Source organism: Gilvimarinus sp. 2_MG-2023 (assembly GCF_030547685.1).
Classification (GTDB): Bacteria; Pseudomonadota; Gammaproteobacteria; order Pseudomonadales; family Cellvibrionaceae; genus Gilvimarinus.
In genome coordinates this window covers 1-23,083 of sequence record NZ_JAUOQM010000049.1, presented here as the reverse complement: position 1 = coordinate 23,083, position 23,083 = coordinate 1, and the positions used below count along the sequence as shown (strand labels likewise).

Genomic DNA, 23,083 nt, shown 5'->3' with positions numbered 1-23,083 from the left:
TTTTGGCGGGGTAAATTGAATAGTTGATGTAACTATAAGAAAAATATATATAAATAGTATTCAACTTTACTAAATACCCCCAAATATACCCCCAGGTATTTGATGTTGAGCTCTCTGCACTAAAAATTTGGAAAGTTTCCGGAAAGCTATTTTTGGGCCGAAAAGGCAAGATTCTAAGCATGCCGTAGGGGAGGCCTATGGCATGCTAATTAATTAGGAGATACAGATATGAGTAAGAACAAACCAATGACCTCTGACGCAGCCGTAAGAATTGCAAAAAGCGTAGCTAAGGGTGGAACTAAGTCAACCAACAGTGGCTTCGCCGACCGTGCAGTGCGAGCGGCTAATAGGAATGCTGGCTCCTAGATCCCGCTTGGGCGGCGTTCGGCCGCCCGTATATTCTTTCGATATAGGTGGCTGTAAACTCGGGGGTATAGGCTCAAAATTTTGGATATATGTGTCCAGAGCTGTTTTTCTTCTTTGGCTGTTTGGCTATAAATACCAATTAGATCCTTTGCTATTAAAGCATCAAGTCCGCGACAGAAGGCGCCTATCAAATATAGAACCTGCTTATCGGGGGCTCCTCCGAATTGCGCTTTCTCAAACAGGTTGTCTAGGAATTCTCTGAAAGTCTCTAAACTTGGCTGTTTATCTGGGCCTTGGCGGTGCCAATCGCTGAATCGCTTACTCTGCTGTACTTTGATGTCGCTATCGCTCGGGGCCTCGTCATCCTTATAAGTGATGGGGCAGCAAGCAATAAGGGTGCTCCACTCTGGAGCTAGTCCGAGTGTTGATAGTTCAGCCTTGAGACAGCTTAAAAAAGCGGAAAAAATGGTTTGACGCTCGGAATCTTGGTCAAGGTATTCAGTTAAGATCCTGCTAATAAACCCAGGGTCGCTTGCTTCGCGAGCATTCTCTACGGCTACAAACCTGTATCCAAGCTCAAATGATGCTACTGCTTGAAGATAGAAATCCAAATGTAATTTAAGGGCAACATGCAAAGCATCCAGTGTGTTGGCTTCGTTGGCCAATTTTTCACTGTCACGTAACTCTATCTGCTGGGCTAAAAGCTCGATGTCGTCTTCCGTAATTATTGGGGATGTCGACCAGTATGGTTTGCAAAGTCGCATGTGGTTCGCCCCATCATCAGCAGAAAGTGACCGGTTGCGAAGTGCTTCGCGGGCGGTGCCCATTAGCTGAGTATCAAGTTCGGACCTCTGTCGAATAAACGCACTAAGAACATCGAATATGTTGGGCCCGAGCTTGTCGGCCTTTTCGGGACCAGAGGAAAAGCCATCGATAAGAGGCAACCAAAATGCTGCATTTGATTTAGTTATACCAGCATCGACATACCTTTCAAACGATTTCTCGTCGACTTTTAGGTTCAGCTGGGTACCAATGTTAATTAACCACGAATCCAAAATGTTGGTGCTGTTCTTTGAAGCACCCTTGGAAAAAACGGCATAGAGGGATGATTTGCTCATCAGGATAGGAATCTTGGTTTTTCTCTCCAGGAGTTTGAGTTGACTTCTTCCTGAGAGTTCAAAGCCCAAAAGGTTTCCCACTTTAGCGGGCGAAGGTAGGAATATGGATGCGAAATCACCTTTTGGAAAAACTCGTTTTCTCTTAGATGCGTCGTCTTCATATCGGCTTAGCACCTCAGCGGCGGTTAGCTTGCTGCTCATTTCTTAGTCGGCTCGAATCTAGAGGTTAAAGGCTTGCTACAGTTGCACCAATAGCCTTAAAAGGCAACAAATCGTAACATTTACACGGTTATGGAGTTTCTATGTTTAAATCAGCCTTTTGAATCAGGAGCCTTCACCTTGTCTGAGTCTCTCTACAAAGCTGCCGAGCTAATCCGCAACGCCGACAGTCTAGTCATCTGCGCAGGTGCCGGCATGGGGGTGGACTCAGGTCTACCGGACTTTCGAGGCAATAGCGGCTTCTGGAAGGCTTACCCGAGACTCGCCGCCCAGGGTGTGCGCTTTGAGGAGATCGCCAACCCCTCGGCCTTTCTCGAATATCCAGAGCTTGCGTGGGAGTTTTACGCTCATCGTATTCAACTGTATCGCACCACCAAGCCTCATGCCGGCTTTGATATTCTCAAGCGTTGGTGTGATGAAAAACCAAGTGGTGGATTTATTTACACCAGCAATGTTGACGGACACTTTCAAAAGGCAGGGTTTGCAGATTCACGTGTAAACGAATGTCACGGTTCTTTGGCCTTTTTGCAGTGCTCAGAACCTTGCGGTAATCACTTGTGGCCTATGCCTGATGTTATTGACCCGAAGCAGCCACCGGATTGCCCCAAGTGTGACGAGCTCTCCCGTCCCAATGTGCTGATGTTTAATGATTGGGGCGCAATACACGACCGTGCAGAGGATAAGTACGAATTGTTTGAGCGCTGGTCAGCGAAAGTAAGTAATCCAGTCGTTATTGAGATTGGCGCAGGGGTAACCATACCCAGCGTAAGGCGCTATGCATCTTCACTGGAGGTGCCTATCGTCCGTATCAACCCGAAGGATCACCGCATTGAGCCGCCACATATTGGTTTGCCAATGGGGGCGCTCCAGGGGTTGCTCGCCCTTGAAAGAGCGGTAAACGCCTTAAAGGAAAAAGTAAGTTATGCCACAACTTAGCACTGGTCGTCATTTTTGCATCGCTGGCAGCAACTTCATTGAAGTGCTGGAAAGCGGCTCGGACACGCAAAAGCATGCTTTGACACTGACGTTGCGCTTAGAAGTTACAAAGCCGGATGATCTACTGCCGTATATTCGTATTGCATACTTTGATACCAGCAACAGAGAGGAGCCACCTCAGGCGCCTATGTATGACTCTGGCTTAACCCTCGGTATGATCCAGAGAGGTGAGTCGGACTGGAGTACCGTGGAGGTTGAAGAGCTGAACCGTTGGCTGCATACAAACCCCCAAGTTGAAGCTTGGTTACAACGGGAATACTCGGAAATTGACCAAGCGGTACGTCGCTGTAGTATTTGGCAGTGTGACGAATAAAGAGTTTTACCCTTAGTCAAACCTTAGCCAGTCGGCGCTTGTCACAAGCGCTTCGGGTGCTTATCGTTATTGGGTAAACCTTGGGCAAAAGCATATGCAGGTGTCCAAACTATCCTTACATAACCCTTTTGAGATCACTTCCTTCTTGGCAAAACTTACCCGCCGGCCAGTATCACTTAGGCCTTCAAACCCAAGAATCCGAACAAAACCGAACATTTCAAGCAGGCCAAAAACAGGATAAATTCGGACATATCCGAAACTTTTCCCGAACACCCAAAACCAAACAAAACCAGACATATTTGGACATTTTGCAGCCTCAATCTCGCACTCCCTGTACTTCACAGGCCTTAACCAGACGTCACTGGCCATAACTGGTATATTATGTGCCATACGGCTAAACACAGCGCCCTGGGCGCAGTACAAAAACAACCATGGTTGAGTAACGGAAGCGGGCCGCGTTTGGGTATGGATGCCATTACCCGTCAAAACCCCCGCTCGGCCCTTACTCAAGCAATACACAGTTCCCCGCGCCTGCCTGCACAGGGTAGGGCGGTCATGCTTGGATAAAAAATGAACGATACAAATTTCTCTGCCACCGCCGCCTTTATCTGGTCTGTTGCCGACCTGCTGCGTGGCGATTTTAGGCAGTCCCAGTACGGGCGGGTCATCTTGCCTTTTACTTTGCTGCGTCGACTAGAGTGTGTGCTAGAGCCTAGCAAAGAGGCGGTACTGGCCGAGGCCGAGCGCATTAAACCCATGAACTTGCCCGAGGAGGCGCAAGAGAAGTTCCTGCTGCGCGCCACCTTCCACCCGGCTAGCCAAAGCGAAAACCTCGCCTTTTATAACACCTCGCCCATGGACTTGGGCAAAATGGGCCAAAGCGATATTAAGGCCAACCTGGAAACCTACGTGCAGTCGCTCTCAAGCGATGCCCGCGAGATTTTCGAGCACTTTAAATTCAGCGAGTTCGTCGGCCTGCTGGACGAGGCCAACCTGCTGTACAAAGTGGTTAAAAAGTTTGCCACTACCGACCTAAGCCCGCAAAAAATCGCCAACCACGAAATGGGCCTGGTGTTTGAAGAGCTGATTCGCCGCTTTGCGGAAAGCTCCAACGACACCGCCGGTGAACACTTTACCCCGCGTGACATCGTGCGCTTAACCACTTCGCTGGTGTTTATGGAAGACGACGACGCCCTCACCAAGCCCGGCATTATTCGCACCATTTACGACCCTACAGCGGGTACGGGGGGCTTCTTATCCTCGGGTATGGATTACGTCACCGAGCTCAACCCCCAGGCCGTGATGCGCGCCTTTGGGCAAGAGCTTAACCCCGAGTCCTACGCCATCTGTAAAGCCGATATGCTCATCAAGGGGCAGGATGTTAGCCGCGTTAAGCTCGGCAACACCCTGTCGAACGACCAGCTGCCCAGCGAGCAGTTTGACTATATGCTCTCTAACCCTCCCTTTGGCGTGGACTGGAAAAAGATTGAAGGCGACATTAAAGACGAGCACACTCTAAAAGGCTTCGACGGCCGCTTTGGCCCCGGCCTGCCGAGGGTATCCGACGGCTCACTGCTGTTTTTGCTGCACCTGCTGAGCAAACTTCGCGACGCTAGGCGTGACGCGCATGGACGCACTAATGTCGCGGGAGGCAGGACGCCGGGAGCGACCAATGGTGGCCGTATCGGTATTATTCTCAATGGCTCACCGCTGTTTACCGGCGGCGCGGGCAGTGGTGAGAGCGAAATCCGCCGCTATATCCTCGAGGCGGACTTGTTAGAGGCCATTGTCGCCCTGCCCAACGATATGTTCTACAACACCGGCATTGCCACCTATGTGTGGGTGCTCAGCAATAAAAAAACCGCCGAACGCAAAGGTAAGGTACAGCTGATTAACGCCGCCGACCTTAGCAGTAAAATGCGCAAATCGTTAGGCTCCAAGCGTAACTACCTAACCGACGACGATATTAAAACCATTACCCAGTGCTTTGGTGATTTTGAGGCCGTCGAGCCTATCGCGCTAGATAAACCCGCCGAGCAAAAATCCAACCGTGGCCGCCAAGCGGCGAACCCCAAGGCCGAGGTTCCCAAAACCTTTGCCAGCAAAATCTTCCTCAGCCACCAGTTCGGCTACCGCCGCCTTACCATCGAGCGGCCCTTGCGCCTGTCGGCGTGCTTTACGGACGAGGCAATAGAATCTCTACGTTTCGCGCCCAAACCCTACAACGCCGCTATGCAGGCCGTTTACCAGCGTTTTGCTAACGAGTGGACGGGTGACGGCTCTGATGAGGATAAGTACGGCGATTTGTCCGGCGTAGAAGTAGAAGTTCGCGCCCTGGTTAAAGCCGAATTCCCCGAGCTAAAAGAAAAGCAAATTAAAGAGCTACTGGGCCGCAAACTTTGGCTGGTGCAACAGCAACTGCTGCAAAAAGCCCAAGCCCTGCAAAGTATTATCGGCACGGCGCAAAGCGACGACTTTAATACCTTTGATAACAGCCTAAAAACCGCCCTCAAACAGGCAGATGTAAAGCTGGACACCAAAGAGAAAAAACAACTGCTGGACGCCATTACCTGGAAAAACCCAGACGCCGAACCGGTCATTAAAAAAGTGCATAAAACACCTGCCTCGCCCCTGTACGGCCTATTTGAATACCAAGGCAAGGTCGTAGAGTTTCAGCCCGACGGCGACCTGCGCGATAACGAAAACGTACCGCTCGATCCATCGGTGGCAACCTGCGACTTAATCGAAAGCTACTTTACCCGCGAGGTACAACCCCACGTACCCGATGCCTGGATCAATGCCGACAAACGCGATGATAAAGACGGCGAGATCGGCATTGTCGGTTACGAAATTCCGTTTAACCGGCATTTTTATGTCTACCAGCCGCCGAGACCGCTTGAGGAGATTGATGCGGATTTGGATAAGGTTAGTGCGGAGATTATGGCGCTGTTAAGCGAGGTTCATTCGTGATGGGGATGTATCAGGCTTACCCTGAATATAAGGATTCTGGGGTTGAGTGGATCGGTGCTTACCCTATGGGGTGGACGCTCACTAGAGTAAAGTTTGAGTCTTATGTAAAGGCGAGAGTAGGTTGGCACGGCTTGAAGTCTGATGATTTCACAGAAGAGGGGCCGTACCTCGTCACAGGGTCAGATTTTAAAGGCCCAGAGATTGACTGGAAAGAGTGTTATCACTGTGATTTGAGTCGCTATGAACAAGATCCATACATACAATTAAAAGAAGGTGACTTGTTAATTACCAAAGATGGCACTATTGGAAAGGTTGCTTTAGTTAGGCGATTAGATGGAAAGGCAACTCTAAACAGTGGCGTCTTCGTAGTTCGGCCGATAAAGGATAGCTATACCAGTAGATTTTATTTTTGGCTTTTGCAGTCCAGCGTTTTTACGGGTTTTGTGGATTTCAACAAAACTGGCAGTACTATTGTGCACCTGTATCAAGATACCTTTGTTAATTTTCGATATGCGTTGCCGAGAGTGAATGAGCAAACCCAAATCGCCAATTTCCTCGACCGCGAAACCGCCAAAATCGATGCGCTGATTGAAAAGCAGCAGCGGTTAATCGCGCTGCTAAAAGAAAAGCGCCAAGCCGTTATCAGCCACGCCGTCACCAAAGGCCTCGCCCCAAACGCCCCCATGAAAGACTCAGGCGTAGAGTGGCTGGGCGAAGTGCCGGCGCATTGGGAGGTGAAGAAATTCAGCCACTGTGCCTCTATTAGGAATGGGCAAGTCGATCCGACAAAAGAGCCTTATTGTAATTTTACCTTAGTTGCCCCAAATCATATCGAAAGTGGTACGGGTAGGTTGATTAAATGCGAGACGGCTGCAGAGCAAGGGGCGGATAGCGGAAAATATTTGTGTAAAAAGGGTGAGGTGATTTACTCAAAAATACGGCCAGCTTTGGCTAAGGTATGCATTGCTCCTAGTGATGACACAATTTGTAGTGCTGATATGTACCCCATTAAAGGCTGCTCTGGTCTTACCAATAAGTTCTTATTTTGGACGTTATTGTCTAACTGGTTTACGAGTTTAGTTGTGTTGGAATCAGATCGAGTGGCAATGCCAAAAATTAATAGAGAAAAGCTTGCTGAAGTGTCGATTCCTGTTCCCCCTGCTCTTGAGCAGAGGGAAATAGTCGATGAAATAGCGGACAAAACCGAAACAATGGACCGACTTATTGTAAGGGCTAAAATGGCTATAGAGTTGGCTAGAGAACGCCGAACCGCCCTAATCTCAGCCGCCGTAACCGGAAAAATCGACGTTCGGGATTTTCAGCAGGGTGGCGAAGCGGCATGAAGTACATTCTCCACCTTTCCTATTCCTCATCCACCAGCCAGACCGAAATTTCAGAAGAGCGGTTTGAGGAGCTTTCACAAGCCAAAAGGTTGCTGGTAGAGATGCTGGAGGTGGAGCAAAAATACGACTTGTTGCTGCGAAACCATATTCGCTTTGAGAAAGTGCTTTATGAATCCGCTATGCATAGCATGTTTTGTATGGAGCGCGATTGGTCGGATTTCATGGAGTACAGTCAGGCAGCGAACCTAGAGCTGATGAATCTGCTGTCGATGTGTCTCACTTATGTTGATCATGTGCCTCAGCATTTGAAACGTGCGACCCCCGAAGGCGAATCGTTAAAAGAGAAATTCAAGACCAAAACCAGCAAGGTATATGACGATAACTTAGCCTATCGAGTCCTAAGTAAATTGCGAAATCACGCTCAGCATTTCGGGCAACCAGTAAATTCGTATACAGTAAATGCTCGATGGCATGACGATAGAGAATCAAGCTTTCGAGCTGCGATTCCATTTTTAACCGTAGATGAGTTGGCCAAGAATCCTAAATTTAGTAAGAAGTTATTGAAAGAACTAAGGGCGTTGGGTCAGCAGATTGATCTTCGTGAGCTAGTCAGGCAAAACATGTCTGGTTTTGGGGTTTTGCATAAGTGGGTAAGGCAAACCACCAAAGAGATGGCGACAGAAGCCCGTCAGCTCATCGAGAATACAATCGATGATTACTTGAAAGAGCACGGTGAAAAAGGCCCTGCAATGCTACTTACTAAGCTAGATGCTGAAGGGAATAAAGTAGAGGAGCATCAGTTGTTCAAGGATATAGGCAAGCGATACGAGTATTTAAAAGCCAAGAATAAGACGCTGATTAACGTTGAAAAACACTATGTCACCAACGCGCTAGAGCCGAAAAGGTAAGCTCAGACGGAATTGCCTCTTTGAATTAATAAACGAGCCAGATTATGCAAGACGCGACAAGAGAACGAATTTTTCAGGATGAAATAAGTGGGGTCAGATGAAACTTTTGGCACATATATGCTCAATTTCCAAACGCTAAAATCTCAGAATCTTTATAACTGTGTGCCCTCAATCGCCGGGCGGGCGAAGCACTTTTCTGCTTGTCCAGAAAAGTACTCAAAAGAGGACACCCCGGCGTCTGGCCCTTCGGGTGCCTTCACTCCAATTGATTTTAGCGGGCCGTATCGACGCGCCGTCCGTGGCGCGGCGATACTTGCGCAAACGTCCTGTTTGCTTACCCACTAAAATCAATCTCCGTTCAGCTCAGTCGCAGGGGCTCGTTTGGCACTTCGTAGGAATAAGTGGGGTCAGATGAAACTTTTGGCACATATATGCTCAATTTCCAAACGCTAAAATCTCAGAATCTTTATAACTGTGTGCCCTCAATCGCCGGGCGGGCGAAGCACTTTTCTGCTTGTCCAGAAAAGTACTCAAAAGAGGACACCCCCGGCGTCTGGCCCTTCGGGTGCCTTCACTCCAATTGATTTTAGCGGGCCGTATCGACGCGCCGTCCGTGGCGCGGCGATACTTGCGCAAACGTCCTGTTTGCTTACCCACTAAAATCAATCTCCGTTCAGCTCAATCGCAGGGGCTCGTTTGGCACTTCGTAGTAAGCGTGATTGTAATCAACGGAGATAGCGTCATAGATATTCATTTTGTGGTTTTTTCACACAGTGCTACCGTGTACCGTTTGCTCGGTGTCAAAAATAAGTGGGGTCAGATGAAACTTTTGGCACATATATGCTCAATTTCCAAACGCTAAAATCTCAGAATCTTTATAACTGTGTGCCCTCAATCGCCGGGCGGGCGAAGCACTTTTCTGCTTGTCCAGAAAAGTACTCAAAAGAGGACACCCCGGCGTCTGGCCCTTCGGGTGCCTTCACTCCAACTGATTTTAGCGGGCCGTATCGACGCGCCGTCCGTGGCGCGGCGATACTTGCGCAAACGTCCTGTTTGCTTACCCACTAAAATCAATCTCCGTTCAGCTCAGTCGCAGGGGCTCGTTTGGCACTTCGTAGTAAGCGTGATTGTAATCAACGGAGATAGCGTCATAGATATTCATTTTGTGGTTTTTTCACACAGTGCTACCGTGTACCGTTTGCTCGGTGTCAATATGTATAACAACTAAGGTCGCTATATGAGGTTGTCTAAGGAAGAGGTGGCAATAGAAGCTGCGGCGCTTGCGTTTGCAAAAGCCCACAAAAAGCCGATTGCCAAGCGTTTAACAGACAAGGCGGTTTATCCTTCGGAGGAGGAGCCGGTATCGGTGTTTATGGCGGGCTCACCAGGGGCGGGTAAAACCGAGGTGTCGTTAGAGCTCTTAGACGATTTGGCGCAGGGTGAAAATCAAGTAATACGCATCGACCCGGATGAGCTGCGGAACGAGTTTACACAGTACGATGGCAATAATAGCTATTTGTTTCAAAAGGGCGTGTCGGTTTTAGTAGAAAAAATTCATGACTTGGCGCTCAAGCAAAAGCAAAGTTTCCTTCTCGATGGCACCTTGTCGAATTTGGACAAGGCCCGGACGAATATCAAGCGTTCGCTCGGTAAGGGGCGGGCAGTGCATATTCTTTATGTCTACCAAGACCCTTGTTTGGCGTGGGAGTTTGTAAAGGCCCGGGAGCAAGCCGAAGGCCGCCGCATCTTATTGGCGCATTTTATCGAGCAGTATTTTGCCGCGCGGGAGAATGTGAATTGCCTGAAACGTGAGTTTGGAAAAGAAATTGCCGTGGATTTGGTGTTGAAGGACGTTAACAACGGCCGTCGAGCCTATGAGGCAAATATCGATGTTGTTGACAACCATGTGCCTGAAAAATATACTCCGGCCGACTTAGAGAAACTGCTTACAATATGAGCTACAATCAGTCTTATGATTACTTTTGGCCAAAACAAACCGCTTAAATCGACGTCATTTTCGGACTTTTTCCGAAATGCGTCTTCGCGTGAGAAGAATAAGGTCTATAGCCGTGTGCTAAAGCGCGCCACAGCTCGACAACAGGCGATTTTGGATCAGGCTAAGGCCAAGATTGAGCAGCATCAAAACAGCTCTGAATAGGCTTTTCAGGCGCAACCATCACCGCAAAACTGGCCGAATCTTTTAATAAACCCCAGCCCTCTAGCTGGGGTTTATTGGTTTTAGGGTATCAAAAAAATCTGTCAGTACCGTATAGGGCCAAGTTTGCCGTAAAAACTACGGTCATGGGCGGATAATAGGGCTCGCTTGCTAAAAACTCCTGCACGAATCGACAATGCCCGATTTATTTCATTGCTTAGCCTTAGGTTGGCTGTGTGGTTTAATAAGATGCTGATATTATTGAGTTTTCTTATTTCATCACTAATCGAAGTCGCGGCCAATATCCATGGTGCTCCCTAGCGGGGACTAGAGTGACGCCCTTATTTTTTAACCATCAGGGATTTCCTCATGGCTCGTTCAATCATTGGCGAGCAAAGCTTGGCACAATTCTCATCTGCTGGTAGGTTGCCCCTATATCTGCCTACTACCACCAAAAGAGGGTGGACCTCAGTAGATTAGCGGTGCTTGTCGTGTATTATTGGGCGCGATGGTAAGTAACAAATGAACATTACAAATAAAAGGACGTTAAGCCATGGCGGTCACCAACGAAGTAGTCTTCCAAAACGATATGATTCGCCAGATGGTGGCCGGTGGCTGGGTGGAGGGCACAGGTAGCGGCTACAACGCCGAGCGCGCCTTGTACGAGCAAGATGCTCTGACCTTTGTAAAAAATAGCCAGCCCAAGGAGTGGGAGAAGTTTTGCAAGGTCTTCCCGCAGGACAGCGAACGCCACTTTCTCGACCACTTGGTGGCGCAGCTGGCCAAGGCCGATATTAATGCCACCGACCGCGCCTCGCGCACCTTTGGCACCTTGGGTGTGCTGCGCCACGGTTTAAAAATCCGCAATGCCCGCTTTAAGTTGTGCCAGTTTAAGCCCGAGCACGACTTAAACCCCGAGACCCTAGCCCGCTACCAGCAGAATATCTGCCGAGTGGTGCCCGAGCTGGTGTATAGCCCCTATGCCACTGATGAGTATTTCGCTAAAACCGGCACACAAGCGAAGAAGTGGCGTATTGATTTAGTGCTGTTTATTAACGGCCTACCCATAGCCACGTTGGAGTTAAAGTCCGAGTTTAAGCAGGCGGTAGAGCGGGCGATAAACCAATACAAAGCCACTCGCCTACCCAAAGACCCCGCCACCAAAAAGCCCGAGCCCTTGCTGAGCTTTAAACGCGGCGCGCTGGTGCACTTTGCCGTGAGCCAGTACGAAGTGTATATGGCCACCAAGCTGGAAGGCGCAGACACCTTCTTTTTGCCCTTTAACAAAGGCACCCAAGACGGTGGCGCCGGTAACGAGGTACCCGATAACCCCGAACAGTACGCCACCGACTATTTGTGGAACGAGGTATTAACACCCGATAACCTGCTCAACATTATCGGTCGTTTTATTCACCTGCAAATTGAAGAAAAAGAGGACTGGGAAGGGCGCAAATACAAAAAAGAAACACTGATATTTCCCCGCTACCACCAGTGGGATGTGGTGAACAAGCTGATTAACGCTGCGGCGACTGAAGGCGCGGGGCAAAAGTATCTGATCCAGCACAGTGCGGGCTCGGGTAAATCCAACTCCATCGCCTGGACAGCGCATCAGCTGTCTACCCTGTACGACAATGCCGGCCATAAGCAGTTTGATTCGGTGATTGTGGTTACCGACCGCACAGTGCTGGACGATCAGCTGCAAGACACCATCTATCAGTTTGAGCACGCCGATGGTGTGGTGGGGCGTATTAACCGCAAAGAAGGCGACGGCAGCAAATCCGAGAAGTTGGCGGGCGCCCTGGAAACCTCGCAGCCGATTATTATTGTCACCATCCAGACCTTCCCCCATGTACTGGATGCTATTGAGAAGTCTGCCTCGCTCAAAGAGCGCCGCTACGCGATCATTGCCGACGAGGCCCACTCCTCGCAAAGTGGCTCCACCGCCCGCAAGCTGAAAGAGGTGCTCATGACTGAGCAGGTGGACGATGATGTGGAATTGTCATCTGAGGATATTCTGGATGCCTCCATCGCCGCGCGCCGCGCCAGTGAGAATTTAAGCTACTACGCTTTTACCGCCACGCCCAAGTCCAAAACCCTGGAGCTGTTTGGTCGGGTGCCCAACCCAGAGCTGCCCGCCTCTAAAACCAATAAGCCCGAGGCCTACCATGTGTACTCCATGCGCCAGGCCATTGAAGAAGGGTTTATTCTGGATGTGCTGAAAAACTACACCAATTACCAGGTGGTGTATCAGCTAAAGCAAAAGCTGGAGGCCGAAGACAAAGAGGTAGACGCCGGCAAAGCCAAGGTAAAGCTTAACCATTGGGTACGCATGCACGACCACAACATCTCGCAAAAGGTGAAGGTGATTGTCGAGCACTTTAAAAAGAACGTAATGGGCTTGCTGGGCGGCCAAGCTAAGGCCATGGTGGTCACCAGCTCGCGCAAAGAAGCGGTGCGCTACAAAATGGCTTTTGACAAATACATCGCCGATTGCTTAATAGAGGATCAAAGCTACGCCAACATACAGGCTATGGTGGCCTTCTCGGGTGAGGTGCAGTTCTACCCCAACGACCCGGATAGCACCGCGCTACTGGGCGAAAAGTTCACCGAAACCAATATGAACCCAGGCCTAAAGGGCCGGGAGATGCGAAAAGCCTTTGACAGCGACGACTATCAGGTGATGATTGTCGCCAATAAGTTCCAAACCGGCTTTGACCAACCCAAGTTGTGCGCCATGTACGTGGACAAAAAGCTGGGCGGGGTAGAGTGCGTGCAAACCCTATCGCGCCTTAACCGGGTACACCCGGGTAAGAAAGAGTGCGGCACCTTCGTACTGGACTTTTTTAACGACCCGCAAGACATTCTGGATGCGTTCCAGCCCTACTACCAAACCGCCGAGCTGGAAGACGTTAGCAACCCCGACCATATCTTTGATCTGCAAGAAAAGCTCAACAGCGCCGGCATTTACCAGCGCTATGAGGTAGACCAGTACGCCGAGTTCTTCTTTACCAAAAGCAAGTCCAACGCGGCCATCAGTAATATCTGCAAACCCGCTGTAGAGCGCTGGCAAAAGCGCTATAGCTCGGCGGTAGAGGCCTATACGCAAGCCAAAGAGATGTTCGAGCGCACCAAGAAAACCGGCGACGCCGTGCTGATAGCCAACGCCGAGAACAGCTTTAAAGAGTGCAAGGTAGAAAAAGACAACCTGGAAATCTTTAAAAAAGACCTAGGCAGCTTTGTACGCTTTTACGAATTTATCAGCCAAATCGTCGACTACGACGATAAAGACCTTGAAAAGCTCAGCCTATTCGCCCGCGCCCTGCGCCCCATGCTGCGCGAGACAGTAATCAAAGAAGACGAGCTGGACCTAAGCGGCGTGGTTATGAGCCACTACCGCCTCGCCAAAATCCGCCAGCAAGACATCAAACTACGAGAAGAGCAGGGCGAATACACCCTGGAGCCCGGCAACGAAACTGGTACCGGCAAGGGCAAAGACAAAAAAGAAGAGTTTTTGTCGTTGATTATCGAAAAACTCAACGAAGTCTTCGCCTCGGAAAACCTCACCGACAAAGACATGATCAACTACGCCTACACCGTGCGCGACAAACTCTCCGAGAACCAGTCCGTCATGCACCAAATCGCCAACAACACCCGCGAACAAGCAATGCTAGGCGACTTCCCCAAAGCCATAGACGACGCCATCCTAGGCAGCAGTGAAGCCCACCAAGAACAAATGATGCAACTACTGGCCAGCCCGGAGAAGACCCAGCAGTTTGCCCGGGTGATATTTGAGTTGTTGGCGGGGAGATAGAATGGTTGTTTTGGGATCGGTCGGCAAGAGAGGCGTAGAGTATGCAGTTCTGTGCGACCGAGTATAACAGCGTCTAGAAGTTTCTTATGCTACAGAGGAAGGAATCTCTGGCTTATTTCTGACATATAATGTTTTTTACTTTAGATAGATGTTTATAAGGAAGAGGAATAAGTGAATTACGTTAGTTGTGATAAAAATTGTTAATCTTAAAATATTTCCTATTTTGAGGTCCGTTTGATTTTTAGAGTTTTTAGCCGGAGAAGGAAATGAGTCAAGAATATACTAACTACCGTGTTAGTGCGAAGGAATCATTGTCCAGCATTGAAAGAAAACTGTCTGACCTGATAAAAGATAAGCCTTACAAGATTCGACTCCCTGCAAAGTTGAATAACGATGGAGCTTTGGGTGTAGAAGCTTCAGTTCTACAGTTACTTGGAACCTGGATTAGAAAAAATAGACACAAGAAAATATTCCATACCTATCAAAAAGGAGAGGCTCAAGAGTTTTCTAAGCTTTGTACATCAATGTATGGCATATGTGCTCTTTCTCTTACAGATGAAGTTTGGGATGTGAGTGGAGAGAGGCTGAAAAGGGGGATGGTTCTAAATTATGCAAAAGACAGTGTTGATGCACTTAAAAGAGGAGATTTTGCAAATAGTTTTAAGAGTAAGTATATGGGAATCCCATTTATAAAAACTCCAAGTTATGATCGGGAGTTGGAGATGCCATTGTACAATAATTCCGATGTGATTGAGTCCAGCGCGTTCTATCGAATTTTTGAGAATATTCTTAGGGAGAAAATTGCAGGGTATTCGAGGTTCGAGACTCTAAAAAAATCTATTGATTTGCATGATTTATCTGATCTTCTGTGGGAAGTTTTTAAGAATACCCATGATCATGGTAGAAGTCACGTGAATGGAGATTCGATAGCTACAAATTTCAGGACTGTTATTATTCGTCAGCCTGATATTGACAAGAGTTATTTTGATGGGTGGCTTGGCGATAATCCGACGCCTGCTCAGAAGAAATTTGTTGAATATTGGAAAGATAAAAACTTTGAGAAGTACCCTTTTATAGATTTGTCTGTAGTTGACTTTGGTGAGGGATTTGTGGAAATGGCGAGAGGTAAAGCTGGCTCTTTAGATGGCAAGATGGTTTTCTTTCAATGCTTGGAGTCAGGGTGGTCTCGTCTTTCTGGAAAAAGTAGAGGGGAAGGGTTGTCGAAAGTTTTGAGTGCTGTTAGAAAGCATAATGGTTGGTTAAGGATTAGATCTGGGAAGTTTTTAATTGAGAAAACATTTGAGGCTGAGATGGGTGAGTCTCTTAGTTTTGGTGATATTCAAGAGATGGATGAAGAGGTTTCGGGGGTAAGTTTTCACGTCTCTTTCTTTCTGAAAGGGTACGGCGATGGGGGGCTGTCATAGTGTTTGTATATGAATGCCTAACCCATGGTAAGCATTGTTTGGTTATGTTTCTTGGGCAGTATACTAAAGACTCAAAAAGAAGGGTTGTTAGCGGAATTCAGCGAGCTTATCGTGATAATTTGACCCCGGAGATGGTTTTATTTGTTTATCCTAATTATCTAAAATCTGAAGTCGAAAGTTTGATGGAGGATGATAGCGTTAGAATCGACGTTACGCGCCACACGTGTTCGGCCATCTATGGTGTGTCATTTGATGAAAATGCTCGTTTAAGAGTTAGGAAGGCATACAAAGATGGTCCGCCAGGTGTGAAACTAAATGGTGATACTCTTTTTGAGGACTTGGCTAGTTCTGGACTCGATGCTTTAATGGCTAAGAGAGTAAACGATGTGATCGTAAAGTCTCCAGCAGGAACTACCTTTGTCAAGCCGTCGGGGCAGGCACTGGAGGAGTTTATTTATGCTTCTCAGTTGGCGCGGTGCAACTTTGAGAACCAGTTTATCGCTATGTGTCTTTTGCGGCATGCCCCAGATGCTCAATCAATAGATACTATATATATCGACACCTTTAGTATTTCCTCAATTGCTGAAGCTGTTGTCTACTATTTGAAGCAGTTTTTGAATATTCCCTGTAAGCATATTGATTATAGAAGTTTCAGTTCATATTCGGGGTTAGAGGAAAGCTTTAGACCAGATAATGTAAAAGGGACGTGGGTTATAATTTCCGCTTCCGCCTCGACGTCAATGGGGAGGCGGTTGGTGAAAGAGTGGGGTATAATTCCTTCGCAAGTGGTTACCATCTTGTCATATAAGGATTGCTTGAAGGATGATGATCGTAATGATGGGAATGCGGTAGTTTTCTGTGTGGAGAAGTATTCATCTAGGGAAGGTAAGAACTTTTCTCCCACCAAGGTTCAAGTGCAAGGAGAAAGCTTTTCTGCTGAGGTTTCCACGCCGGATAAGGTGGCTTTATTGAAAAAGCATAAGCCATTGTATATAGATGATTCCGTTTTTAGGTTCTACAGTGGCGATGTTTTTTCTGTTAATCGGCATGACCGAACGCTCTATGTCGATTATGTTGAGCTTCGAAAGTCGTATGAAGGGGGGGGAGGAGAGCTGGACCGCGAGGCTGATTTATATAAGTGGATTCGCCAGGTTGTAGAGTGGACGGTGCCTAGGAGCCTATCCACAATTATTTATTGTTCTGATCCGGCGAGTGTCCAGCTTGTAGATGATTTTAAGTCTGTGCTAAAACAGTGCGGATTTGATGTGGATAATCTACGGGTGATTAATGAAAGTTCTCAGTCTGCTATGGATGATATTAAGGATAGTGCGGTTCTTGTTCTTTCACCTGCTATCACTACGGCACACGTATTTGTAGATGTTAACCGATCCCTTCGGCTTGCGAAACATACCGGAATGCGTACTTTTGCCACTCCATTTGTTGTTTCTCCGTCTAAAAGTCAATTTGAAAGTGTAAACAAAAGTCTTACCCAGGGGGTTGGTGGGTTCAAGTATCATTTCGTAAAGTTTAAAAAATTATACCTGAATGGAAAGTATGTATCCCCCTGGGAGCGAGAGCTGGATGTTATTAAGGATCTTCTTAATGGGGAGGCTGACGACTCTGAGCTTTTTTGGGTTGAGAGAAAGTCTCAGCTAGAGAGAAGAAGTGTCGGATTGAAAAGTAAAGTCGGTATTCATTGCACATCCCCTAGAAAAGATTTAGAGATTGCAAATGATTTCGTATTTTGGCCTGATGGATATAGCGTGGGTGATATTAATTATTCATCGGTTTTTGCGACAATAGGGTGCATATTACAGAATTTGCGTGATAACTGTATCGATGGGGTTCAGCTTAGCGGGAATATTTACAAGCACTCTGTGTTAGACCCTGAAAATTTTATTAGGTTTAATGATCCTATTATCCAATCGTGCTTATGGCGTTGCGCCTTACCTGGTGAGCTGGATTATAGGCGTTCCGATGTTCTAAGTGGCGAGATGACTAGAATCTTAATAAAAATATTTAAGGCTTCGGGGTCCGAGCGAGGAGTTACCAGCCTAGATTTGTTAATGGGTATTGCCACACGATGGATAAAAATATCTTCCAGTGAGATGACTAAAATCATTGACTCAGCAGAAAGTTATCTTATTAAGCCGCATGAAAAGCTGCTTATTAATTATCTCAAGGGCGAGCTATCGGAGATGCAAAGGTGACGATTCTTTAGGATATTAAACTTTGAAGAACTATGTTTGTGATAGGAGAGAATTGTGCCTTGCAACTGGATGATACGCGCCGGCCGCGGTGGTACCTATATCGAAGATTTCGAGGCTAAAGGCTACGCCGCCATTGGCTGGTCAAAGCTGGGTGATCTAACGCAATACAAAACTAATGACGCCCTTAAGGAAGCTTATCTACGAGAGTTTTCCCAAGCCAAGCCCCAAGCTATGGCGAATGCGGTCGCTATAATTGTAAAGTTCCGCGATCAAATTCAGAAAGACGATACGATCATTAGCTATGACACTGAAACCCGGCAATACCTTGTCGGCGAAGATCAGGGGCAATACCTATTTAAACCTGACGAAGTTGGAGACTATCCGCAGCTTCGGGTGGTGAATTGGCAAGGCAGGGTAGATCGAGATGCCCTTAGCCAGTCTGCTAAAAACTTATTAGGCTCTGTGTTAACACTGTTTTCGGTGAGTGACGACGTAATCGCCGAAATGCGATCTGCGCTGGCGGGGAAACCTCGTAAGGTAGAGGTACCTGAAGAGGCTCTGGAAGAGTCTGGCAGTTTTGAAATACTTAAAGACGAAGTGGTCGGAAAAAGCCACGAGCTGATCAAAGACAAGCTTGCCTCTCTACTACCGGAAGAGATGGAAGAAATGGTCGCAGCCATATTGCGCGCTATGGGCTATAAAGCCAAAGTTTCTCCCAAAGGCCCAGACCGGGGTGTGGATGTCATTGCGTCACCAGACGGCTTAGGGCTCACTCAGCCACGGATTAAGGCCGAGGTAAAGCACCGGGACGGCTCCATGGGTGCACCGGCGATACGCGGCTTTATCGGCACTCTACGTGAAGGCGATTCTGGGCTATTTATCAGCTCGGGCGGTTTCACCCGCGAGGCCCGCTACGAAGCCGACCGCTGTACCTTTCCGTTGACCTTGGTCGATATGGATGATCTTTCAGACCTGATCGTGGCTCACTATGAGAAATTTGATTTAGAGGGTAGGGCGCTGCTGCCGTTGATTCGGGTGTTTTGGCCGGCGGAGTAACGCATAGGTTTTAAGGCCCGAATGAGATTATCAGCCATATTTAGGGCCTTATCAGTAAGTAAACCCTTGGTAATATATAAAGGGCTTTAGAAACTAAAGCATTTATTTCACTCCTTGGTGGCCTACAGCTTTAGTTTCTAAAGCAATGGATGTTCGATATTTGATCAGTTGCTTTAGTGTTTAAAGCCCAATGCTTTAGAAATTGATACAGAAAAAACGTTTGAAATCGATGGGTACCTAGCCGTCGCACTTGCGTAGTAACTACGTAGCTATGGTTTCCCCCACAAAGTTCGAGTTTGCGCCTGTTAACTATTGTTTACCTTCCAGGCTGAATTTCCGTATCGGTATTCTGGTCGGTTTGCAGTCATGTTTACCCTTGCATTCGTCAATGTTTTGCCAAGTAAGGGCGTATAGCGCGCATTGGCCATATGGACTGCTCCGGTCTCTAGTGGGGTCGCGCGTTTTAATTATTAAACGGGCATCTATGAGTTCCTTGAGGGTACGGGCCAGGGTTGCTGAGCTTTTAATACCCCAGTTTTCCGTGAAGCTGAGTGGGGCGCTTAAATCTCCGTTATTACTGCCGCGGTACTGATACGCAAACAATACGAGCAAGCGCACGGCATTGCCAGACAGCTGTCTAAAACTGTCTGACTCGATTACTGGGTCTGGAATACCCGCATAATGCCCAGAGCCTGATTTGCGCTTAAAGTTATCGCGCCTAGATGCTTGTGGCATTGCTCAGGCACCTAGTTCGGTGCACCGAACCAGCTCAGGCTCGCTGATTAAGCTTTGGCCCGGCTCAACTTCTTTATTTAAAACTTTCTCTCGCGCCTCGGCTTCACTGCGTGCTGTTATAACAAACGGCGTGGTTTCGGTTGTACGTACCTCCACGAGGTACCGTATTTGTGCTGGGTGTTTGGCTTTTGTGGGCATAAATCCTCCGCTATTCGATAAAAGGTCTGCGTATGGCTACTTGGTGGTGCTTTACGCAATATCTTCGCTGGTGCTGGTTTGCTCTTTAAATTGTTCTTTCCATGCGTCTAGAGCGCCTTTTTCATAGCGGACGGCTTTGCCCATCTTCCGGTACGGGGGTGCCTTTACGCCGGCCAGAAGGCCGGTATAGCGGGAGTTGTTGAGCGTGCGGGTTGAGAAGCCCAGATATTCAGCGGCTTCGGTGGTTAAGAATAGAGTACGTACAAGTTCGTTGTTGGTCATTGGGGTCACCTCGTTGTCATTGAGGTTTCCCACTATAGGGCGAATAAATCGTGGAACAACAAGAGCTGTAGAATATTCTAAAGTTTTGAAGAATATTCTAATGTCTTTTTTCGCGATCTCGCTTTTGCTTTTCTTTGGTAAGTGCTTCTCCCTCTTGTAAATAGTTGCTAAGCGCTTTAGATGTAACTGGTTGGTCTAAGTTTTTTGCTTTTATAGCTGCTAAAAGCGAGTTCGCGTTCTTCGTGATATTTTCGGAGGGGCTATCGTCTGCCACTATGGACAACGCGTATATAGTCCTCAAAAGTGCATTTTTAGTCTTAGTTGCCAATGGTTTATCAAGCCCGGCAGCGCCGTCTTCTATTTGCGCTCCGGATTCGCTTCCAGTCTGGCAGGCCCCCAGACTAGCGACTTCATTTCTTTTTTCATACCAAGGTAACAAGCCCTTTGACAGTGCCCAGTCAAGCCATTTGGGGGTGAAACGTTTTTGTAATGCCCACTTGATAATGTACTTGCTTTCGTAAAGATAAATAGGGCCACGATCATCCGAATCTCTGGAAATTTTTACCGAATCCGGATGTTTAGAGTTGCGCCAGACTTCCTTGATTCGAGCTACTAAGCGGTTGAGGTTTAAGAATTCACTATCTTCTGCTAATAGATAGTGAATTTCTCCAGACCATTCGATCACATATTTTTCGTCAGCCTCAAGATCTTTAACTCTGTTTATTAAATATTCACGACGAAACATACCCATGAAAAATGGACTGGTTTGAATATCGATATTTGCCAAGATGAAAGGGAAATCATTCTCTTCCCAGTAGTCCATTAGCAAAAGCGTTTCGAGGTTTGCAATACGGTTATAAACTTGGTTTTCGGGGTTGATCACAATTTGCCCTCGACGGTTAGAGTTGAATCAAGTAGTCTTTTATGACGCTGAAAACACGATATTCAGTGCCATATTGATGCTTTCCACTCTTGTTTTAGAGTGTGGAAGTGCTACCAAAATCTGCGGTAATTACGTTTCCAGTTTCTGTTTCCGCTTTTAGCTGGTCGAGATAATCCGACCAGTGTTGCATCATCTTTCGGCGTTGCTCCAGGTGCTTGGTGCGGTTATAGGCCCGACCGTGAACGTCTTTAACAGCGTGCCCTAGCTGTTGTTCTATCCATTCCACCCGATAGTTCAGCTCTTCATCTAAAAGAGTGCGTGCCATGGCCCGAAAGCCATGAGGTGTCATTGTTTCGTTGTCATAGCCCATGGAGCGTAATGCGGTACGTACGCCGTTTTCACTTAAGGGGCGGCTGGCGCCTCGGGCGCTTGGGAACACGTATTTGCCGCGCTTATGGTGGTCTCGTAAATCTTCCAGTATGGCCAGTGCTTGATCACTTAAGGGGATAATATGCGGCTCTTTGGTTTTCATCTTTTCGGCTGGCAACTCTATTTGACGCTTAGCCCAGTTGATTTCTTCCCATTCAAGCCGGCGCAGTTCGCCCGGGCGACAAAAGAGCAGAGGGGCCAGTTTTAACGCTGCCTGAACGGTTGGAGTGCCTTGGTAGGTTTGGATGTTTGCGTACAACAAGCCTGCCTCACGCGGCGTGGTAATGGCCGCTAGGTGTTTCTTTTGGGGGGTGGCCAGGGCTCCAGTGAGGTCTGCGGTAATATCCCGCTCTGCTCTGCCAGTAGCTACCGCATAGCGAAATATCTGGCCGGCGTATTGTTTGGCTCTGTGCGCGGTTTCTACGGCACCACGGCTTTCTATGCGCCGTAATACTGCTAGCAGCTGAGGGGGTTTAATTTCACTGATGGCCGTTTTGCCTAGCTTGGGGAACAAGTCCCGCTCTAGCAGGGCTTTAAGGCGCTTGTCACCACTTTCTGACTTTTTGCCACGTTTCTCCAGCCACTCTAATGCAATGACCTCGAAAGCATTTTGGGCGGCGTCTTTGCCTGCTTGGCGTTTGGCTTGTCGTTGTTCACCTGGGTCTATATCGTTTTGTAGGTTGTGGCGGGCGTGGTCGCGCAGCTTGCGCGCGTGTGCCAAGGTGACCTCGGGGAATACGCCCAGGGCCAGCATTTTCTCTTTTCCTGCCAGCCGGTATTTAAAACGCCAGTATTTGGCACCGCTTTTTTTGACCAATAGCAGCAACCCTTTTTCGTCGTATAGCTTGTAGTCCTTTTCGCGGGGTTCTGCGCTTTTGACTTGGCAGGCGGTGAGTGGCACGGCTTTACCCTCCTGGGGCTAATCTGGGGGTATCAGCTTTGGGGGTGTTTGAAATACCCCCGCAGATACCCCCACAGAAGAACGAATCTGGGGGTACAGTGTAGAACGTCAGTGTAGTGGGGGCAATAAAAAAGCCCCGTGGTTAGGGGCTTCTGGGATGGTACAGGTATTTCAAAGTACTTTAATTGGTGGAGGCGGGGGGAGTTGAACCCCCGTCCGCCGGCACTCCGCTCGCGGATCTACATGCTTAGTTTCCGTTAATTGGTTTAATTCATCTGCGACCCAACGGGCAGGGTGCAGGGAACGAGTCTGCTAAAAGTTTCGCAATGTTGCCACAGTCATAACAACACAGCTATCCAGTTCTGTATGACAGTCTGCAACGCGGTACTGGCACCTTGTTACGGACCGCTAACGGCGTACCGTTAGAAGTGCTTCATCAACCGCTTACGCGGCTAATTGGGCACCGTAGTTGTCGTCATTGGCAACTAATAAAATGCAGCTTTGGATTTACGTGATTCGCTACCATCACGACATGCACCTTGAGTTTTGCCACCGGCGTCGAATCCAAATCGCCCCCAAAACTGGGTGCGGCAGGGCCGCGTAAACTCACCCTCTGTGACAATATGATGACGGTTAAGTTCACAGGGGGCGGCTATTGTAGGGCCGAGGGGCCTTGGATACAAGGGATTAAAGTGTCTGACGTCAGAAGTCTGATGTTTGATGCAAAACGCGGGGGGTAGAATGCGAAACGCAGAACGCAGAACGC

At 48.1% G+C, this 23,083-nt stretch carries 15 protein-coding genes and 1 other RNA gene; 10 read left to right on the top strand and 6 right to left on the bottom strand.

What is annotated here, in order from left to right:
• Positions 1–362 precede the first annotated feature (362 nt).
• Positions 363–1,685 carry a hypothetical protein gene (locus tag Q4526_RS14445; protein ID WP_215977808.1) on the bottom strand — a complete coding sequence of 441 codons (1,323 nt, stop codon included), beginning with the start codon at positions 1,683–1,685 and terminating at the stop codon, positions 363–365.
• A gap of 138 nt (positions 1,686–1,823) precedes the next feature.
• Here Q4526_RS14445 and Q4526_RS14440 point away from each other — a divergent pair, with 138 nt between their 5' ends.
• The 10 genes from Q4526_RS14440 to Q4526_RS14395 all read left to right on the top strand — a co-directional run bounded on the left by Q4526_RS14440 (position 1,824) and on the right by Q4526_RS14395 (position 18,889).
• A complete protein-coding gene (locus Q4526_RS14440; RefSeq protein WP_215977807.1) occupies positions 1,824–2,639 on the top strand; it encodes a Sir2 family NAD-dependent protein deacetylase in 816 nt (271 codons plus the stop codon).
• The gene (locus tag Q4526_RS14435) at positions 2,626–3,012 is read left to right on the top strand and encodes a hypothetical protein (protein WP_215977806.1); all 387 of its coding nucleotides are present in this window, start codon (positions 2,626–2,628) and stop codon (positions 3,010–3,012) included. The genes Q4526_RS14440 and Q4526_RS14435 overlap by 14 nt, the downstream gene beginning before the upstream one ends.
• 570 nt (positions 3,013–3,582) lie before the next feature.
• Positions 3,583–5,982 carry a class I SAM-dependent DNA methyltransferase gene (locus tag Q4526_RS14430; RefSeq protein ID WP_215977805.1) on the top strand — a complete coding sequence of 800 codons (2,400 nt, stop codon included), beginning with the start codon at positions 3,583–3,585 and terminating at the stop codon, positions 5,980–5,982.
• 131 nt (positions 5,983–6,113) lie between these two features.
• Positions 6,114–7,325 (top strand): restriction endonuclease subunit S, encoded by a 1,212-nt coding sequence (locus Q4526_RS14425; protein WP_303609675.1) that lies wholly within the window; start codon positions 6,114–6,116, stop codon positions 7,323–7,325.
• Complete coding sequence (locus tag Q4526_RS14420; RefSeq protein ID WP_215977803.1) at positions 7,322–8,233, top strand: hypothetical protein; 912 nt, start codon at positions 7,322–7,324, stop codon at positions 8,231–8,233. Before Q4526_RS14425 ends, Q4526_RS14420 begins: the two co-directional genes overlap by 4 nt.
• Before the next feature lie 1,237 nt (positions 8,234–9,470).
• Positions 9,471–10,190, top strand: a complete 720-nt coding sequence (locus Q4526_RS14415; RefSeq protein ID WP_303609674.1) for a zeta toxin family protein — start codon at positions 9,471–9,473, stop codon at positions 10,188–10,190.
• Between the two features lie 751 nt (positions 10,191–10,941).
• Positions 10,942–14,199, top strand: coding sequence for a type I restriction endonuclease subunit R (locus tag Q4526_RS14410; protein ID WP_215977802.1), 3,258 nt, complete (start codon positions 10,942–10,944; stop codon positions 14,197–14,199).
• 266 nt (positions 14,200–14,465) lie between these two features.
• Positions 14,466–15,623 carry a hypothetical protein gene (locus Q4526_RS14405; RefSeq protein WP_215977801.1) on the top strand — a complete coding sequence of 386 codons (1,158 nt, stop codon included), beginning with the start codon at positions 14,466–14,468 and terminating at the stop codon, positions 15,621–15,623.
• Positions 15,623–17,833, top strand: coding sequence for a hypothetical protein (locus Q4526_RS14400; RefSeq protein ID WP_303609673.1), 2,211 nt, complete (start codon positions 15,623–15,625; stop codon positions 17,831–17,833). The genes Q4526_RS14405 and Q4526_RS14400 overlap by 1 nt, the downstream gene beginning before the upstream one ends.
• Before the next feature lie 54 nt (positions 17,834–17,887).
• Positions 17,888–18,889 (top strand): restriction endonuclease, encoded by a 1,002-nt coding sequence (locus Q4526_RS14395; protein ID WP_303609672.1) that lies wholly within the window; start codon positions 17,888–17,890, stop codon positions 18,887–18,889.
• 738 nt (positions 18,890–19,627) lie between these two features.
• On the opposite strand, the gene Q4526_RS14390 is transcribed toward Q4526_RS14395, so the two are convergent.
• The 5 genes from Q4526_RS14390 to ssrA form a co-directional block, all read right to left on the bottom strand.
• Positions 19,628–19,822: a hypothetical protein gene (locus Q4526_RS14390; RefSeq protein ID WP_215977798.1), complete on the bottom strand. Its 195-nt coding sequence runs from the start codon at positions 19,820–19,822 to the stop codon at positions 19,628–19,630.
• Positions 19,823–19,873: 51 nt separating this feature from the next.
• Positions 19,874–20,104, bottom strand: coding sequence for a helix-turn-helix domain-containing protein (locus tag Q4526_RS14385; RefSeq protein ID WP_215977797.1), 231 nt, complete (start codon positions 20,102–20,104; stop codon positions 19,874–19,876).
• A 97-nt stretch (positions 20,105–20,201) separates the two neighbouring features.
• Entirely contained in the window at positions 20,202–20,987 is a 786-nt protein-coding gene (locus Q4526_RS14380; RefSeq protein WP_215977796.1) for a hypothetical protein, read from the bottom strand.
• 94 nt (positions 20,988–21,081) lie between these two features.
• Complete coding sequence (locus Q4526_RS14375; RefSeq protein WP_215977795.1) at positions 21,082–22,317, bottom strand: integrase arm-type DNA-binding domain-containing protein; 1,236 nt, start codon at positions 22,315–22,317, stop codon at positions 21,082–21,084.
• 186 nt (positions 22,318–22,503) lie between these two features.
• Positions 22,504–22,894, bottom strand: a transfer-messenger RNA (tmRNA) gene (ssrA, locus tag Q4526_RS14370).
• Positions 22,895–23,083: the final 189 nt, after the last annotated feature.

Bases quoted from the DNA above. Each gene is read 5' to 3' on its own strand.
- Q4526_RS14415 (WP_303609674.1), top strand. From the start codon at position 9,471: ATGAGGTTGTCTAAGGAAGAGGTGGCAATAGAAGCTGCGGCGCTTGCG.
- Q4526_RS14420 (WP_215977803.1), top strand. From the start codon at position 7,322: ATGAAGTACATTCTCCACCTTTCCTATTCCTCATCCACCAGCCAGACC.
- Q4526_RS14445 (WP_215977808.1), bottom strand. From the start codon at position 1,685: ATGAGCAGCAAGCTAACCGCCGCTGAGGTGCTAAGCCGATATGAAGAC.
- Q4526_RS14385 (WP_215977797.1), bottom strand. From the start codon at position 20,104: ATGACCAACAACGAACTTGTACGTACTCTATTCTTAACCACCGAAGCC.
- Q4526_RS14430 (WP_215977805.1), top strand. From the start codon at position 3,583: ATGAACGATACAAATTTCTCTGCCACCGCCGCCTTTATCTGGTCTGTT.
- Q4526_RS14405 (WP_215977801.1), top strand. From the start codon at position 14,466: ATGAGTCAAGAATATACTAACTACCGTGTTAGTGCGAAGGAATCATTG.
- Q4526_RS14390 (WP_215977798.1), bottom strand. From the start codon at position 19,822: ATGCCCACAAAAGCCAAACACCCAGCACAAATACGGTACCTCGTGGAG.
- Q4526_RS14435 (WP_215977806.1), top strand. From the start codon at position 2,626: ATGCCACAACTTAGCACTGGTCGTCATTTTTGCATCGCTGGCAGCAAC.
- Q4526_RS14410 (WP_215977802.1), top strand. From the start codon at position 10,942: ATGGCGGTCACCAACGAAGTAGTCTTCCAAAACGATATGATTCGCCAG.